Origin of the sequence: Cytobacillus sp. Bac17, from assembly GCF_024519925.1 — a bacterium.
Classification (GTDB): Bacteria; Bacillota; Bacilli; order Bacillales; family Cytobacillaceae; genus Cytobacillus; species Cytobacillus pseudoceanisediminis.
In genome coordinates, this window is the sequence record NZ_JALJRC010000024.1 from 63,514 (window position 1) to 79,083 (window position 15,570).

At 39.7% G+C, this 15,570-nt stretch carries 14 protein-coding genes; 6 read left to right on the forward strand and 8 right to left on the reverse strand.

Annotated elements, in window-relative coordinates; translation table 11 throughout:
• Positions 1–81 precede the first annotated feature (81 nt).
• Positions 82–1,377, forward strand: coding sequence for an NCS2 family permease (locus NR125_RS22180; RefSeq protein ID WP_009331492.1), 1,296 nt, complete (start codon positions 82–84; stop codon positions 1,375–1,377).
• Positions 1,378–1,580: 203 nt separating this feature from the next.
• Positions 1,581–2,504 (forward strand): cation diffusion facilitator family transporter, encoded by a 924-nt coding sequence (locus NR125_RS22185; protein WP_009331491.1) that lies wholly within the window; start codon positions 1,581–1,583, stop codon positions 2,502–2,504.
• Between the two features lie 13 nt (positions 2,505–2,517).
• Here the strand turns inward: NR125_RS22185 and NR125_RS22190 are convergent, their stop codons facing one another.
• Both NR125_RS22190 and NR125_RS22195 read right to left on the reverse strand, forming a co-directional pair.
• A complete protein-coding gene (locus NR125_RS22190; RefSeq protein WP_009331490.1) occupies positions 2,518–2,835 on the reverse strand; it encodes an ArsR/SmtB family transcription factor in 318 nt (105 codons plus the stop codon).
• A gap of 82 nt (positions 2,836–2,917) precedes the next feature.
• The gene (locus tag NR125_RS22195; RefSeq protein ID WP_009331489.1) at positions 2,918–3,556 is read right to left on the reverse strand and encodes a hypothetical protein; all 639 of its coding nucleotides are present in this window, start codon (positions 3,554–3,556) and stop codon (positions 2,918–2,920) included.
• Positions 3,557–3,739: 183 nt separating this feature from the next.
• On the opposite strand from NR125_RS22195, the gene NR125_RS22200 reads away from it, so the two are divergent.
• Both NR125_RS22200 and NR125_RS22205 read left to right on the forward strand, forming a co-directional pair.
• The gene (locus tag NR125_RS22200) at positions 3,740–4,441 is read left to right on the forward strand and encodes a response regulator transcription factor (RefSeq protein WP_009331488.1); all 702 of its coding nucleotides are present in this window, start codon (positions 3,740–3,742) and stop codon (positions 4,439–4,441) included.
• Positions 4,431–5,852 carry a sensor histidine kinase gene (locus NR125_RS22205; RefSeq protein ID WP_009331487.1) on the forward strand — a complete coding sequence of 474 codons (1,422 nt, stop codon included), beginning with the start codon at positions 4,431–4,433 and terminating at the stop codon, positions 5,850–5,852. Before NR125_RS22200 ends, NR125_RS22205 begins: the two co-directional genes overlap by 11 nt.
• Positions 5,853–5,899: 47 nt before the next feature.
• Here the strand turns inward: NR125_RS22205 and NR125_RS22210 are convergent, their stop codons facing one another.
• From NR125_RS22210 to NR125_RS22230, 5 genes are all read right to left on the reverse strand, one after another.
• The gene (locus NR125_RS22210; protein ID WP_009331486.1) at positions 5,900–7,255 is read right to left on the reverse strand and encodes a hemolysin family protein; all 1,356 of its coding nucleotides are present in this window, start codon (positions 7,253–7,255) and stop codon (positions 5,900–5,902) included.
• A 64-nt stretch (positions 7,256–7,319) separates the two neighbouring features.
• Positions 7,320–7,721 (reverse strand): MerR family transcriptional regulator, encoded by a 402-nt coding sequence (locus NR125_RS22215; RefSeq protein WP_082919370.1) that lies wholly within the window; start codon positions 7,719–7,721, stop codon positions 7,320–7,322.
• A gap of 352 nt (positions 7,722–8,073) precedes the next feature.
• The gene (locus NR125_RS22220) at positions 8,074–9,366 is read right to left on the reverse strand and encodes a hemolysin family protein (protein WP_256816136.1); all 1,293 of its coding nucleotides are present in this window, start codon (positions 9,364–9,366) and stop codon (positions 8,074–8,076) included.
• A 244-nt stretch (positions 9,367–9,610) separates the two neighbouring features.
• Entirely contained in the window at positions 9,611–10,153 is a 543-nt protein-coding gene (locus tag NR125_RS22225) for a GNAT family N-acetyltransferase (protein ID WP_019381396.1), read from the reverse strand.
• A 131-nt stretch (positions 10,154–10,284) separates the two neighbouring features.
• Positions 10,285–11,424 carry a histidine kinase N-terminal domain-containing protein gene (locus tag NR125_RS22230; RefSeq protein ID WP_019381397.1) on the reverse strand — a complete coding sequence of 380 codons (1,140 nt, stop codon included), beginning with the start codon at positions 11,422–11,424 and terminating at the stop codon, positions 10,285–10,287.
• A gap of 270 nt (positions 11,425–11,694) precedes the next feature.
• On the opposite strand from NR125_RS22230, the gene NR125_RS22235 reads away from it, so the two are divergent.
• Positions 11,695–12,162 (forward strand): helix-turn-helix transcriptional regulator, encoded by a 468-nt coding sequence (locus NR125_RS22235; RefSeq protein WP_009331481.1) that lies wholly within the window; start codon positions 11,695–11,697, stop codon positions 12,160–12,162.
• 52 nt (positions 12,163–12,214) lie between these two features.
• Here the strand turns inward: NR125_RS22235 and NR125_RS22240 are convergent, their stop codons facing one another.
• Complete coding sequence (locus NR125_RS22240; RefSeq protein ID WP_256816137.1) at positions 12,215–12,751, reverse strand: universal stress protein; 537 nt, start codon at positions 12,749–12,751, stop codon at positions 12,215–12,217.
• 496 nt (positions 12,752–13,247) lie between these two features.
• Here NR125_RS22240 and NR125_RS22245 point away from each other — a divergent pair, with 496 nt between their 5' ends.
• Positions 13,248–15,329, forward strand: a complete 2,082-nt coding sequence (locus NR125_RS22245) for a transglycosylase domain-containing protein (protein WP_256816138.1) — start codon at positions 13,248–13,250, stop codon at positions 15,327–15,329.
• Positions 15,330–15,570: the final 241 nt, after the last annotated feature.

A 15,570-nucleotide genomic window follows, 5' to 3' on the forward strand; every position in this document is an offset into this window, starting at 1 on the left:
TGCTATTTTCTTCTGTTTCTTATGGCAGCTTCGCATATTGCGGAGCTTTTTTTATTGGTTACTAAATAAGGAGGGAATGACATGTCATCTTTTTTCCGGTTTCGTGAAAGAGAAACATCATACAAACAGGAAACAATCGCAGGTTTAACGACATTTTTATCAATGGCATATATATTAATTGTAAATCCAATTATACTTAGCCAGGCTGGAATGGATAAAGGAGCTGTCTTTACGGCTACGGCGCTGTCGGCAATTATTGGCTCTTTATTAATTGGCTTGCTGTCCAATTATCCAATTGGGATTGCACCAAGCATGGGACTCAATTCTTTCTTCACTTTTTCTGTCTGCATCGGGATGGGCATTCCATGGCAAACGGCTTTAACTGGTGTATTTGTTTCAGGGATTTTATTTGTGATTTTAAGCTTATTAAAAATACGGGAAAAAATTATTAACGTTATACCCAAGGATTTAAAGCATGCAATAGCAGGCGGGATTGGCTTTTTTATTGCTTTTATCGGATTGAAAAATGCCGGTTTGATTGTAGGAAATGAGGCGACATTTGTTGCAATTGGCGATTTTAAATCCCCAGTCACGCTGCTGGCAGTTTTCTGTTTTATCCTAACAATCGTGTTAATGGTAAGGGGAGTTAAAGGTGCCATTTTTTATGGTATGGTCATTTCAGCTGTTGCTGGAATGTTAATTGGCCTTATTGATAAACCGGAAAAAATTGTGGGGGCCATTCCGAGCCTTGAACCGACATTTGGTGAAGTTTTTCAGAATATTGATCAAATCTTTACCCCGGAAATGCTGGCAGTCATATTCACTTTCTTATTTGTTGCCTTTTTTGATACGGCTGGAGCCTTAATCGCCATTGCAAGTCAGGCGGGATTGATGAAGAATAATGAAATCCCTAATGCGGGAAAAGCGCTTCTGGCAGATTCGAGTGCTACTGTAGTCGGTTCTGTGCTTGGAACTTCTACAACTGCCTCCATGATTGAGTCCAGTTCAGGGATTGCGGCCGGAGGAAGGACAGGCTTTACTTCTGTTATCATCTCTGCGTGCTTCGCTATTGCATTATTCTTTTCTCCATTACTCGGTGTCATTACGGCCGAAGTTACGTCTCCGGCACTTATCATTGTCGGAGCACTGATGGCTATGGAAGTGAAACATATCGATTGGGGAAAACTGGAAATAGCTATTCCGGCATTTGTAACCATCTTAATGATGCCGCTGACTTTCAGTGTAGCAACTGGGATTGCACTCGGCTTCATCTTATACCCAATCACAATGCTGGCATTGAAAAGGCCAAAAGAAATTCATCCAATAATGTATGGACTATGTATTGCATTTATGGGGTATTTTGTTTATCTTGCATAAGGAAGAGGGCTGCCTGTATACTCAGGCAGCCTTTTTGTGAATCCTATAATTGCTTTGAAGAAATGGCTTTTCTATATTATAAAATGTTTGACGCCACTCTTTTAGTCTAAATAAAAAGGAAACAACAAAAAATCATTGAACAATAAGCCGATGTCATACATAATATATATATGAGCATATATTCATATAAAGGGGTGGAACGAATGGGACACAGTCATGGTCATGGACATGGGCATTCACATGATCACCATCACACAGGCAATAAAAAGGCTTTAATGTGGGCATTTATTTTGATTGCTTCATTTATGATTGTAGAAGTAATTGGAGGAATATGGACTAACAGCCTTGCGCTGCTATCGGATGCCGGACACATGCTGAGTGATGCAGCTGCGCTTGGCTTAAGTTTTCTGGCAATCAAAATAGGGGAAAAAAAGGCGACAAATTCAAAAACATTTGGCTATAAACGATTTGAAATTATTGCTGCTTCAATTAATGGAATTACACTGCTGCTGATTTCTCTCTATATTTTCTATGAAGCCTACCACCGCATTCTAGAGCCGCCGGCTGTTCAAAGCATGGGGATGCTGGTGATTTCATCAATCGGACTGCTCGTAAATATCGCAGCGGCATTTATTTTAATGAGTGGGGATAAGGACCACAACTTAAATGTTCGGAGCGCTTTTCTGCATGTTCTTGGTGACTTGCTTGGTTCTGTTGGAGCTATAACAGCTGCGCTTCTAATTTATTTCTTCGGCTGGGGTATTGCGGACCCGATTGCCAGTGTAATGGTAGCACTTCTCATCCTTATAAGCGGATGGAGGGTGGTAAAAGAGTCTTTTCATATTTTAATGGAAGGGACACCTTCTCACCTGAACCCTGAGGATATTAGAAGGAAACTCCTTGGCCTTGCACATGTAAAAGATGTTCATGATCTTCATATCTGGACGATTACTTCTGGTTTCCCTTCTCTTAGCTGCCATCTTGTGATTGAACATGACGGCGGTCACGATGCAGTACTTCATGCGGCGCAATCGGTACTTCATGATGAATATGGCATTGAGCATAGTACAATTCAAGTGGAAGGAGAAAGAAAAGGCTGCCCCGGCCATAATGAGAGCTGCAATTAATAGGGTCCAAAGTTCATGAATGCTGGCTATGTTCGATTGCCTGGTTCAATAAACTAATGACGTGTTCATCATCATGGCTGTAGAAAAGAGTGGTTCCTTCACGGCGGAATTTTACCAGCCGCAGGTTTTTCAAAAAGCGCAGCTGGTGAGAAACCGTAGACTGAAGCAGTGATAAATTTTCGGCAATCTCATTTACCGAATACTCTCCGTGAAATAATAAATGAAGAATTCTAAGCCTGGTTGGATCTGATAATGCTTTGAATGTCTGGGAAACCATGAATAAGGTTTCTTCATCCAGATCGGCTGGGTACGGCGCGTTTTCTTCGGTCATTTTGTTCACCTCTGCCTTCCATTATAATTCTGTTCTAAAAAAAACGAAACCGCAGAGGTGTGCCCTTTGCGGTTTTAACATATTATTTTTTCTTTCTCACTTCCTGGTGAATTTCATCAACCAGTTTTTTCATTTCTGTATGGATTTGTTCTTTTTCCAGGTTCAGTTCCTTTTTTATTTCAGGCATTGATTTTCCTTGTTCCTTCATTTGAATTATTTCGCCAAGATCCTTATTTGCCGCCTTTGCCATGGCTGCACCTGAAATAAGATAACGAAGAGGGATTCCTTTGTCAAGGTACCCCTGCAGTACTTGAGGAGACTTTCCGGAATACTCGGAGACCTTTTGCAGAACAACTTGTTTATTGGTTTCAAGGAACTTATCCATGTGATGCTGATGCTTTTTTATTTTCTCTAAATCCACTCCATACTGTTGTGCTGTTTTTTCCCAGGAAGAGTTACTTTTTTTATAAAATGCCAAAACGTCCCCAACCTGTTTATTTGAAAATTTTGCAATGTGGGCAGCTATGAAGATTTCCTTTTTGGTGAATCCTTGTTTCAGAAGGGACTTCATTAAGGATTCATCAATCATTCGGTGATGGTGTTCATGTTTCTGCTCTTGTGCCGGTGATTGTCCCTTTGGTGCTGTTTCGGCGTTAACGGATAAAGCGGCCCCCGTTAGTAAAATGCAAAAAGACAATACTAATTGTAATTTTTTATTCATGCTGCACTGCACTCCTTTCAAAATTATAATTCGTATATAGCATTTCCCAAGATATAGCGAAAGCATTAATAAATTTGGCTATCTTTTTCAAGAAAACGTTAAGGACAGAGATATTCATTGAAAAAAAACACTCATTTCGATTACATTAAGAAAAGAAGACTGTTCGGGGACGGTGATGAGAAAATGAAAATTCTTGTTGTGGAAGATAATGAAAGTGTCTGTTCAATGCTGGAAATGTTCTTTATGAAAGAAGGGTACCATGGTGTCTTTGTCCACGATGGGCAGCAGGGGTTTGAGCATTTTAATAAAGAAAGATGGGACTTACTTATTGTCGATTGGATGCTTCCTATTATGGATGGAGTGACTCTCTGCCGTAAAATAAGGGAATTGAGCAAGGTCCCGATCATTATGCTGACGGCTAAAGATAGCGAGTCCGATCAGGTTCTGGGCCTTGAAATGGGTGCTGATGATTATGTGACCAAGCCATTCAGTCCGCTGACGCTAATGGCCAGGATCAAAGCGGTGACACGCAGGTTTCAGGCAGAAACAGGATCAGCGGATGAACCCCACTATGTTGCCAGTGAATACTTCAAAATCAGCAAAGAATCCAGAGAGGCCTATTATAATGGGCAGCTTCTCAAGAATTTAACCCCGAAGGAATTTGACTTGCTGTATTATCTTGTAAAACATCCGAAACAGGTTTTTACAAGAGAGCAGCTGCTTGATAGTGTATGGGGTTATCAGTTTTATGGAGATGAAAGAACGGTAGATGTACATATAAAAAGGCTCAGGAAAAAAATAGGCACGGAAGAGCAGCCTTTTATCCATACTGTATGGGGTGTTGGCTATAAATTTGATGAAACGGCAGCAGATAATGAAGGTTAAATATTTTTATCAGCTGTTGATAAGTCATGTCAGCATCCTCATTCTGGCATTCCTGTTATTAAGCCTTCTTTTCTCCCAGTTTGTTGAGAGTTATATTTTTGAGAATAAAGTGGAAGAGCTTGATTCCTATGGCGAACAGATCCTGACTGATTTAACAGTCAGGATAGAGGGTGATGAACAATTTTTAACAGAATACAGCCAGCTGCTCGATGCAAGGAATATAAAATACATACTCTTTGATCATAAAGGGAGGGTCTTGTATCCGGAGCTTAAATCAGATCCGATGATTCAGCTCACCAAATCTGAGTGGGCAGAAATTTCGAAAGGAAATAAAGTAACTGTAAAGCATGATATAGAACGCTTCGGCCAGGAGGTAACACTGGTTGCCATGCCTTATATGCAGGGGGGCAATATGGTTGGCGGAGTTTTGCTTCTGTCGCCTATAACTGGAGCGATGGAGATTATCAGCCAATTAAATCGATTTTTATTATATACCATTTTTATTTCACTCTCTGCGACCATCCTGTTGAGCCTGGTTCTCTCTAAAAATCTTATCAAGAGGATAACGGATCTTAGGAATGCTGCCTCTATGATCTCTTCCGGGAACTATGATGTGAATGTACCATACACCTATATGGATGAAATCGGTGAATTGGCTAAAGACTTTAACGATATGGCAGCCAGATTGAAGGAATCTAATGAAGAAATTAAAAGACTGGAGAATAGAAGGAGGAAATTCATTGCTGATGTCTCGCATGAGCTGCGGACTCCTTTGACCACCATCAGCGGTTTGGCTGAAGGCATTAAAGGAGGACTTATTCCGGAAGCGGAAAAAGAAAAAGGGATGATCCTGATTGACAGGGAGGCCAAGAGACTTATTCGTCTGGTAAACGAAAATCTGGATTATGAAAAGATCCGGTCCAATCAGCTGCAGCTGAATAAAATGGATATTGATCTTCTGGAAGCATTTGAAATAGTTAAGGAACAGCTGGAATTTCAGGCAGGGGAAAAGGGAAACAGGATATATCTTGAGGCAGAAGAAGGGGTTTCAGTACATGCAGATTATGACCGGCTAATTCAAATTTTGGTTAATATTGTAAAGAATAGCATTCAATTCACCGATCAAGGCTCCATATTTTTAAGAGGACATGAAGGTCCTGATCAAACAGTGATCGAAATAGAGGACACGGGTATAGGCATCGATCCTCAAGAAATCGAGTCTATCTGGCTGCGTTTTTATAAAGCGGATCTATCCAGGACCAACCATTCCTTTGGTGAATTTGGCATTGGGCTTTCCATTGTTAAACAGCTTGTTCAGCTGCACAGCGGGGAGATTGCTGTCAGCAGTGAAAAAGAGAAAGGGACTAAATTTACGATTAGGTTTCCACGGAAAACAGCATCTTCTCAATAAGGCAAAAAAAAGGAACAGCCCTCTGACAGGCTGTTCCTTTATTCCATTTATGACAATACCTCGGTTTCAGTAAAAGGCACTTCTTTTGCAGGTGCCGGCTCTTCTGTTTCTGGTACTGCTGTTACTTCAATATACTTAATATGATGCTCTTCCATATCAAGTATTTTAAACCGGTAATTTTCATATTCGATCATATCGCCTTGTTTGGCTTCGTAATTTTCTGTCAAAATCCAGCCGCCGATGGTATCGATATCTTCATCATTAATGCCGGTTCCCAGCAAGTCATTAACTTCGCTGACAAGAACTTTTGAATCAATGATATATTGGCCTTCTTCCGTCTTTCTGACCATGGGCACTTCATCCATGTCGAATTCATCGCGGATTTCACCCACAATTTCTTCAATGATATCCTCAACAGTAACTAACCCTGAGGTACCGCCGTACTCATCCATTAAGATGGCCATGTGAATCCGTTCTTTCTGCATTTTTAGCAGCAGCTCATGGATAGGTATGCTGTCAATGACCCTGATAATGGGACGAATGTATGATTCTAGGGTGCTTGATGATAATTCCCTGTTCATAATGAGATCTGTCATGACTTCTTTTATGTTGACCATGCCAATGATATGATCCTTATCCCCATCTATAATGGGATAGCGTGTAAATTTCTCTTCCTGAACGATTTGCAGGAAGTCTTCTAGTGTATCATCTTTTGATAAAGAAACAATTTCTGTACGCGGAACCATGATTTCTTTCGCGATACGGTTATCAAACTCAAAGATTTTATTTACATACTTAAACTCAGATTGGTTGATTTCGCCGCTTTCATAGCTTTCTGATAAAATAATGCGAAGTTCTTCTTCAGAATGTGCCAATTCGTGTTCAGAAGCAGGCTTTAATCCAAACATGCTGGTCAATAGGCGGGCAGAACCATTCAGCGCCCAAATAATTGGATACATAACCCGGTAAAACCAGATTAAAGGACGTGTTGTTAACAATGTAACCGCTTCTGCCTTTTGTATTGCCAGAGTCTTTGGAGCCAATTCCCCCACAACTACGTGCAGGAAGGTGATAAAAGCAAAAGCAATGCTGAATGAGATAACATGCGAAATGGAAGACGGCAATCCGAAACTGTTGATCACTGGCCGCAGCAGGTGTTCAATTGTCGGTTCACCCAGCCAGCCAAGGCCGAGGGCTGTAATGGTAATTCCCAGCTGGCAGGCCGAAAGGTATTCATCCAAATTCGAAATGACTTTCTTCGCAGCAATTGCATTTTTATTACCTTCTTCAATTAGCTGATCAATCCTGGAACTTCGTATTTTAACAATGGCAAATTCCGATGTAACGAAAAAAGCCGTTAAAGCAATTAAAATGGCTATAAAAACCAAGTTTAATATGTCCAAATAAGTTCCCCTTATCCCGCCTAAACGGGCAGGGTGTCACCTCCTGATTTTGTGAAAAATGGGATCAGCTGGTTAAGTCGGAAAGGGAACGGAGCAATGCAGTGCTTTCAGTAGTCAGCTTCTTGGAAAAGCCATGTTTTTGTTCATCATCCAGTGTATTAATAAGCGGCATGAGAACAGCTATTTCCTGGTGAAGCTGTTTAATCTGCAATGTGACTGCGTTAATATGCTTTTCAACTTCCCCTGTCTGAATCTCCCTTTTCGTTTTCATTTCTAGTTTTCTCTTAATCTCTTCAAGCGGAAGATGCAGCAGTTTGCATTCCTCAATAAATCTTAGATCAGACAAAACTTCTTCTGAATATATGCGATAATTTGATTTTGAGCGTTTCGCTTTTATTAGGCCAATGCTAGTGTAGTAATCTATAGTTCTTTTAGAAACATTAGCAATATTGGCTAATTCGCCGATACGATAGTAAGCCCCATCATATCACCTCTGTTTTGAATACTTATATCTCATGAAAGTGCTTTCCATCAAGAGATATAGTTAGAATCAATTATACGTTAGCACAAACCATACAGTCAAACGTAGTAGTTTGGAAAAAAGGGTTACATTTATTTTATGAAATTATGCATTAAATATGAAGTAAAAAGATTCGGAAAAATTAATTTTTTTGTGAGTGCTAAAAGATCACCATTTTGACTTATGCAATCTGGAGGTAAGGCAGCTTCTGACAGGCATACTATTTCAGCATAAGCAGCCGGAAGGCAATTTAAAAACCAGGAGCCAAAAAAGCGCTCCCGGTCATTCCCTATGAAGGTCATATTTTCACAACTTCAATATAGGAAATATGATGCCCCTCCATTTCCTTAATAATAAATCTGAATCCTTCTTCTTCGATAAAGTCTCCCTGAGCGGCATCATACTTTTGCGTCATTATCCAGCCTCCGATAGTGTCTACATCATCATCAGATAATGATGTTCCCAGAAGATCATTTGCTTCTGAAATCAGCAGCTTTGCATCCAGGATATAATGATTTTCTCCTGGCTTTTGAACAAACGGAAGTTCGTCTGCATCGAATTCGTCCCGAATTTCACCCACAATTTCTTCGAGGATATCTTCAACTGTGACCACACCAGCTGTTCCGCCGTATTCATCAAGGAGAATGGCCATATGGAAACGCTCTTTCTGCATTCTCAGGAGCAAATCGTGAATGGGAATGGTCTCAATCACTCTGATGACAGGTTTAATATATTGCCGTAAAGGGTGTTTGCCTTCGCATTTTTTTCTAACGCAGTCAGTTAAGATTTCCTTTACATTAATAATCCCAAGAATATTATCTTTATCACCCGCCGTAACAGGATATCTGGTGTATCGCTCATTCAATATGAGATCCAGGGTTTCTGCCAATGATGAATCTTCCGGAAGGGTAACGATCTTGGTTCGAGGAACCATTATCTCTTTAGCAATTCTATTGTCAAACTCAAAAATTCGATCTACATACTGATATTCTGATGGATTGATTTCTCCGCTCTTTAAGCTTTCAGATAGGATAATCCGCAGCTCTTCCTCTGAATGGGCCATTTCACTTTCTGAAACAGGCTTCAGTCCAAATAACCCTGTGATAATTCTTGCTGAACCATTTAAAATCCAAATAAATGGATACATAATCCTGTAAAATACTATTAATGGTTTTGAAAAAGATAACGTTATTGCCTCTGCTTTTTGTATGGCAAAGGTTTTTGGCGCCAGTTCTCCAATAACCACATGAAGAAATGTCACAACAGAAAAAGCAATAACAAAAGAGAGGATATGAGTTATGGAAGCCTGTAAGTTAATGCTTTCAAATAGGGGATGGAGCAGCCTCTCAATAGTCGGTTCACCAAGCCAGCCGAGGCCCAGTGCTGTAATCGTAATCCCAAGCTGACAGGCAGATAAGTATTCATCCAGACTGCTTATAACTTGCTTTGCTGAACGGGCTTTAGCATTTCCCTCCATAATAAGCTGGTCAATACGTGAAGTCCGGACTTTAACAATGGCAAATTCAGATGCAACAAAAAAAGCAGTTAATGCAATTAAGAGAAATAATAAAAATAGGTTAAGGGTGATCATATAAAATCCTTACACGATATGTAAGGAGCCGGCACCTCCTTTATTATAAGTACTTTTCCCTTATTCATGAATTTTACAAATAAACCTGGAATAAAGGATTTCTTTAATAAGAAAGTACCCTTAATTAGGAGGAAGGTAACCAGTAAATAATAAAAAAGCCTGAAGGCAGGCTTTTTCGAAAGTGAAACGTATAAATTCTGAAGGTAGATAACTGTCTAGCTCCAGGAGCCATCGGCTTTTCTTTTCAATAATTCCATTCTCTTGCCAGAAGTCCATATACGGCAAGGTCGTGATATCGATTATAAAGGTACTCTCCATCCCGGATGATTCCTTCCTGACGAAAGCCGAGTCTCTCCGGTATCGCGCGGCTTTTTCCATTTCTGATCCCGCACCGTATTTCGATTCTGTTCAGTCTTAAATCAAAGAAAGCATGATTAATCATGGCTTGCACACTTCGTGTCATAATTCCGCTTCCCTCAAAATCCTTTGCAAGGTAATACCCAATGCTGGTTTGTCTGTTATTCCAGTCGATCTGGTGAAAACCAATAGAGCCTGCAAGTTTTCCCTGATAACGGATTCCTGCATTAAAGCCGTTGTTATCGGCAAACTGTTTCAGCCATATTGGAATAATAGAGTGATACTGTACAGGTGAAGCCATATTATCTACCCATGGAAGCCATTCTCTTAAATGATTGCGGTTTCTGTCCACCAGGTTGAAAAGCTCTTCTGAATGATGAAGCTGGAACAATTGCAATTCTATATCTTCATCTGCTTTTAAGGAAAACATAGGATAATCTCCTCCAATAATCTGTAAATATATTAATAATAATCTGAAATTAAATAAAAATATATATATTTGGTTCAAATCATGTACGCTTTTAAGCCAGGAATATGAAAAAGCTGCTCCTCAATAGGGAGTCAGCCTTTGACTATTGTCTGTTTTTCAGTTGGCAGGGTTATGCTGAAAACGGTCCAATCCGACTCTGTATCACAGGTGAGAGTCCCTTGATGTTTTTCAATTATCTCTCTGCAAACAAATAAACCGAGCCCTGTTCCGAGTGTTTTGGTTGTAACAAATGGTTCGAAAATGGAACTGACGAGATGCTCTGGAATTCTCGGCCCATTGTTGGCAATATCAAGCTTTATGTGTCCTTCTGGAGTCCATTTGCTTTTAATATGAATGACAGGGTCGCTGCGGTACTGAGTAAGCACATCAATGGCATTGAAGATAATATTGATAAATACTTGACGGATTTCATCAGCATAGCCTTTCAAATATATATCTTCGTTCATATCCTGAAGAATCTTAACCTTTCCATCCAGGATACTGGGATAGAGAAATATCAGGACTTCATCTATTAATTCATTTAGAGAGAAAGTGATTTTCTCTTTTCCGATCAGTTCCTTTTTAGAGAGGAGCAAAAATTGTGAAATTCTAAAATTCAGCTGCTCCAGTTCATTTGAAATGATATCCAAGTATTTCATGGTAGGATTTTCGGATTTTAACAGCTGGATAAACCCCTGTACAGATGTAAGCGGATTTCTGAACTCATGAATAAAGCTGGAAGTCATCTGGCCCAGCAGAGTCAATCTATCTTTATGGGTGGAATCGATAAATTGTGTCTTTTCCTTAATAATCTGATCTTTGGCATCCGTATATCTGGATACAGCGTGATATAAGAATTTATCGAAGCAATAACTGATTTTTTCGTACAGGCTCTGCAGTTCATGAAAATGTATTTCAGAACGATTCAATATTTCTAGAAAAATTGTTCTTCCCAAGTTGACATTATAAACAAAGTCTCCGATATTAATTTCTGCTTTCACTCGCTGCTCAGCGACAGAGTAGGCAAGCTTTTGAATATATTCTTCAAGTTCATCGCCTTCCTTTATCAGAAATTGAATAATCAATTGGAACATGGCGGTGCCATTATCTTTGATTTTATCTTTAAAAGGATCATCTTTATTAATGAGTATTTTTTTATTCCATTCACTTAAAAGGTTTTCTTTTTCCGTTAGCAGAAGTTCCAATATAGCTTTATTTGTTTCAATCGTCATTTTACCCTCCACTTTTTCACATTAAAACAGTTATCCCATAGATTTCGATAGATTACAGCAAAATCCTCTGTTAATTTAATGGAAAATATCAGTAATTTTACCCTATGGAATATGGCCATACTTGTGACAAAAAGCACAGTCATTTTTTTGTGATAATTGATATATTTAAAGAACAAGGCAGTTTTTTATTTGTAAAATTGTCACTATTTCTTTTATAATATAGAAACAGGTGTAAATTTACACCAACAACGAAAAGGGAATGAAGCTGCATTGACTAGAGATGAAATTATACTGAAAGTTTCAGATAAGATCCGTCTTATCCGTACAGAGGCAGGATATACACAAGATAAGATGGCGGAAATTATTGGTGTTTCAAAGAAGACCCTGGTTCAAATTGAGAAAGGGCGGGCAGAAGCAGGATGGTCGACTGTGGTGGCTGTTTGTGCCTTATTCAGGGAAACGGAAACAGTCCGGTTTCTGTTTGGAAACGAACCCCTTGAAGTTCTGGAAACTATTGCAAGAGAGGGAATCGATTATAGGAAAGAAAAGACTCTTGGCGGAAAGCTCTGGTGGCGGGAATTGAAGAGAAGCAATGGTTTGATCCTTCAGCAGAATATCATCAGCCAGCATTACAGGATTATTGATCAGGACCATTTTCGAATTTACAGCAGTTTCGATGAAGCATCTTCTAAAGAACGGTTTGAGGAGCTGGCTGCAGAAAATAAAGGCCTTCAATAATAGGTGTATTCTATTAAATATAAAAAAGCAGCCGCCGGGCTGCTTTCCTGTTTTAAGGGATTTGCGGATTTTCCTTATCTTTAGCTATAAGCACAGGGCAAGGTGCATTTTTGGCAATTTTTGAGCTGGTGCTCCCAAGGAACATCTTTTTAATTCCGCCTTTGCCTGAGCTGCCCACTATAATTAAATCGGCATTTTCGGCAGCGGCATATTCAGATATGCTGTCAGCGGGACTTCCTTCTATAACATCGAACTTTACATTGATGTTATACGGCTCAAGAATTTCCCTTGCATTAAAAAAAGTATTGTCAACACTATGTTTCACTCTTGCGTGAGTCGTGGCAGAGGATTCATCATGATATACCGGCAGGGGCGGTATTTGAATTCCTTCCAGCAGATAGCCATTTGTCCTTACAGGCTCTATTACTTTCTCGTTGCTTATGGGAACATTTTCAATTGTCTCCTCAAAGACTTGTGTAATCAGAAGCTGGGCTTCAGGATGCTGCTTAACCAATTCGATCGCCATATTTAAAGCCTGTCTGCTTCCATCTGTATCATCATAGCCAACTACAATTTTTTCAAAGAACATAATAGTTCACCCCTTCTTAAGGTAAGAAAACTTATTGGTCATATACCCTTTATTACTAGAAGTCAATCATTGTAAATCAAATGGCTCCTGAAAAATTTGTGCATACCCCCATAAAAAACGATATTGCTTCGTAGACTATTAATAAAAATGAGGCAAACTCATATGGAATGCTATGCGTCTGCAAATATTCCATTTTATCAAAAAAGCATTCGGCCTGCGATTGCTTTTTTTTCATTGATGCCGGATTTGGGAGATTGTTGCTATTTAAACTGGATTATAAATTCCGGGTCAGACGGACTAAAAATAAAATGTACAAAAGATGATAAAAAATTTGATTATTTGGGTATATGTATATGTCTGGGAGAATTATAGTTTTTAGCTGGGAACAAAATACTATATGAAAACATATTCTTTGCAGGTATGCTGATATCGGTATACCCTTAAGGCTGACGTTATACGGGCAAAATGATATTCAGCAAGAGATATTGGAGGAAATATGAGAAAGAGAACTTCTGTTATTAAAAAGTTTCAGTCAACTTGGATAAAGCTGCACCTGACACAGGTATCCATATTGCTTGCATCCACATTAGTCCTGGCTTTCTTAAGCTTCGTATATTTTTCATACAAGGATGCGGATATAAGTGCACTTGAAGCAGGACTTGCACAATCTACAGTCATTTATGACGCTGATGAGGAAGTAGCCAGCAAGATCTCTGCAAACAAAAATGAAGGCATTTCAATCGATAAAATTCCTGATCATATGAAGAATGCGGTTATTGCCATTGAAGACCACCGTTTTTATGAACATGGAGGAATCGATTTAAAAGGAATAGGCAGAGCCTTTTTTACAAACCTGAAGGCTGGCGGAATTGTTGAGGGTGGCAGTACGCTTACTCAGCAGCTGACTAAAAACGCCTTATTATCTGCAGAGAAAACATATAAAAGGAAGCTGGAAGAATTCTTCCTTGCGATTGAGATAGAAAAGGAATACAGCAAAGACGAAATTCTTCAGATGTATTTAAACCAGGTTTATTTTGGAGAAGGTGCCTGGGGGATAAAGCGTGCAGCAATGAAATACTATGCAAAGGATGTTGAGGATCTCTCAATTAGCGAAGCAGCACTGCTTGCAGGGCTGGTTAAAGCCCCTTCTGCAATAAATCCTTACCAAAATGAAGATAAAGCAATTGAAAGAAGAAATCTCGTGCTTGATCGCATGAAGGAACACAGCTTTATTTCAGAAAAGGAATGGGAAAAAGCTAAGAATGAAAAGCTTGTTTTTGAAGACGGCGGGGGAGATCCCCTTAAAGGGAAGTACCCTTACTATGTAGATGTTGTTCTTGAAGAAGCTATTAATAAGTATAATATTTCACTTGACGATCTTCTTAGCAACGGTTATCAAATATACACAGAGCTTGATCAGGATATGCAGGGCAGTGTAGAGGAAACCTACAAAAATGATCAATTATTCCCTAAAGGTACGGGAGAGCAGCCAGTGCAAAGCGGAGCCATACTCCTGGATCCCCACAATGGCGGAATCCGTGCCCTTGCAGGGGGAAGAGGTGAACACACCCTTCTGGGACATAACCGCGCTGTCCATAAAGTAGGCCAGCCTGGATCGACAATGAAGCCGATTGTACCATACGCAGCTGCACTGGAAGCGGGTTGGGAAATTACTGATGAACTTAAAGATGAGCGAATGACATTTGGTGAAGATTATGAGCCAAATAATTATAATGGCCAGTTCAGGGGAAATGTGCCAATGTATGAAGCGGTCAAGGATTCTTTGAATGTTCCTGCTGTATGGCTTTTGGATGAGATTGGTGTGGAAAAAGGGGTGGATGCCGCAAAGAGGTTTGGCATACCTGAAGATGCCATCAATCAAAATTTGGCACTTGCCCTTGGGGGTACAAATGAAGGTGTTTCACCCCTAACCATGGCACAGGCATATGCTGTGTTTGCAAATGGCGGTGAAAGGCCGGAAGCCCATTCCATTACAAAAATAGTTGATAAAGATGGAGAGACAGTTGCAGAATGGAAAGGTGAAAACACAAGAGTCATTTCAAAGGATGTTGCAGATAAAGTGACAACCATGCTTCTTGGGGTAGTTCAGCATGGAACAGGTAAGGCTGCCCAAATACCCGGCAGAGAAGTTGCGGGGAAAACAGGAAGTACACAAATGACCATTGAAGGCATAGATGGCGTTAAAGACCAATGGTTTGTCGGCTATACACCACAGCTGGTAGGTGCTGTATGGGTTGGCCATGATATGACAGATGCAAAAAACTATCTTACAACCTCCAGCAGTGAAGGCACGGCTCCGATATTCCGGGAAATCATGACAGAAGCCCTGAAGAACCAGGAAGCAGAATCATTTAATGTCCCTCAAATTGCTGGCCTGATGGAACAGAGGCAAAGGGAGCAGCAAAGAAAAGCATGGGAGAAAAACATAAGAAAAGAAACAGAGAAGATAAAAGAAAAAATTGAAAAAGAAAAGGAAAAATGGAAAGAGAAATGGAGTAAAGAGAAAGAAAAAGATAAGGAAAAAGATAAAAAGAAAGATAAAGATAAAGAAGAATGATTAACAATATACATTTAAAGAGTACAGTGAAAAACTGTACTCTTCAGTTTGTAGACAAATAGAGTTCGGAATAGTCTCATTCCGAACTCTTTTTTTGATTTTTTGTAGGACTTCAAGTAATTACAGAGAATTGCAGACCTCTCCGAGGTTATCATTTAGGCCATTTCTGGACCTTGCCAAGTCCAGTTGGCCATTTTCTTCAAATTCATGGCAGCGAAAGTAAGCATCGCCTGCATCGACA

What these genes read in the sequence shown, in the direction of transcription:
- NR125_RS22180 (WP_009331492.1), top strand. Translation starts at nt 82, where the DNA reads ATGTCATCTTTTTTCCGGTTTCGTGAAAGAGAAACATCATACAAACAG.
- NR125_RS22185 (WP_009331491.1), top strand. Translation starts at nt 1,581, where the DNA reads ATGGGACACAGTCATGGTCATGGACATGGGCATTCACATGATCACCAT.
- NR125_RS22190 (WP_009331490.1), bottom strand. Translation starts at nt 2,835, where the DNA reads ATGACCGAAGAAAACGCGCCGTACCCAGCCGATCTGGATGAAGAAACC.
- NR125_RS22195 (WP_009331489.1), bottom strand. Translation starts at nt 3,556, where the DNA reads ATGAATAAAAAATTACAATTAGTATTGTCTTTTTGCATTTTACTAACG.
- NR125_RS22200 (WP_009331488.1), top strand. Translation starts at nt 3,740, where the DNA reads ATGAAAATTCTTGTTGTGGAAGATAATGAAAGTGTCTGTTCAATGCTG.
- NR125_RS22205 (WP_009331487.1), top strand. Translation starts at nt 4,431, where the DNA reads ATGAAGGTTAAATATTTTTATCAGCTGTTGATAAGTCATGTCAGCATC.
- NR125_RS22220 (WP_256816136.1), bottom strand. Translation starts at nt 9,366, where the DNA reads ATGATCACCCTTAACCTATTTTTATTATTTCTCTTAATTGCATTAACT.
- NR125_RS22225 (WP_019381396.1), bottom strand. Translation starts at nt 10,153, where the DNA reads ATGTTTTCCTTAAAAGCAGATGAAGATATAGAATTGCAATTGTTCCAG.
- NR125_RS22230 (WP_019381397.1), bottom strand. Translation starts at nt 11,424, where the DNA reads ATGACGATTGAAACAAATAAAGCTATATTGGAACTTCTGCTAACGGAA.
- NR125_RS22240 (WP_256816137.1), bottom strand. Translation starts at nt 12,751, where the DNA reads ATGTTCTTTGAAAAAATTGTAGTTGGCTATGATGATACAGATGGAAGC.
- NR125_RS22245 (WP_256816138.1), top strand. Translation starts at nt 13,248, where the DNA reads ATGAGAAAGAGAACTTCTGTTATTAAAAAGTTTCAGTCAACTTGGATA.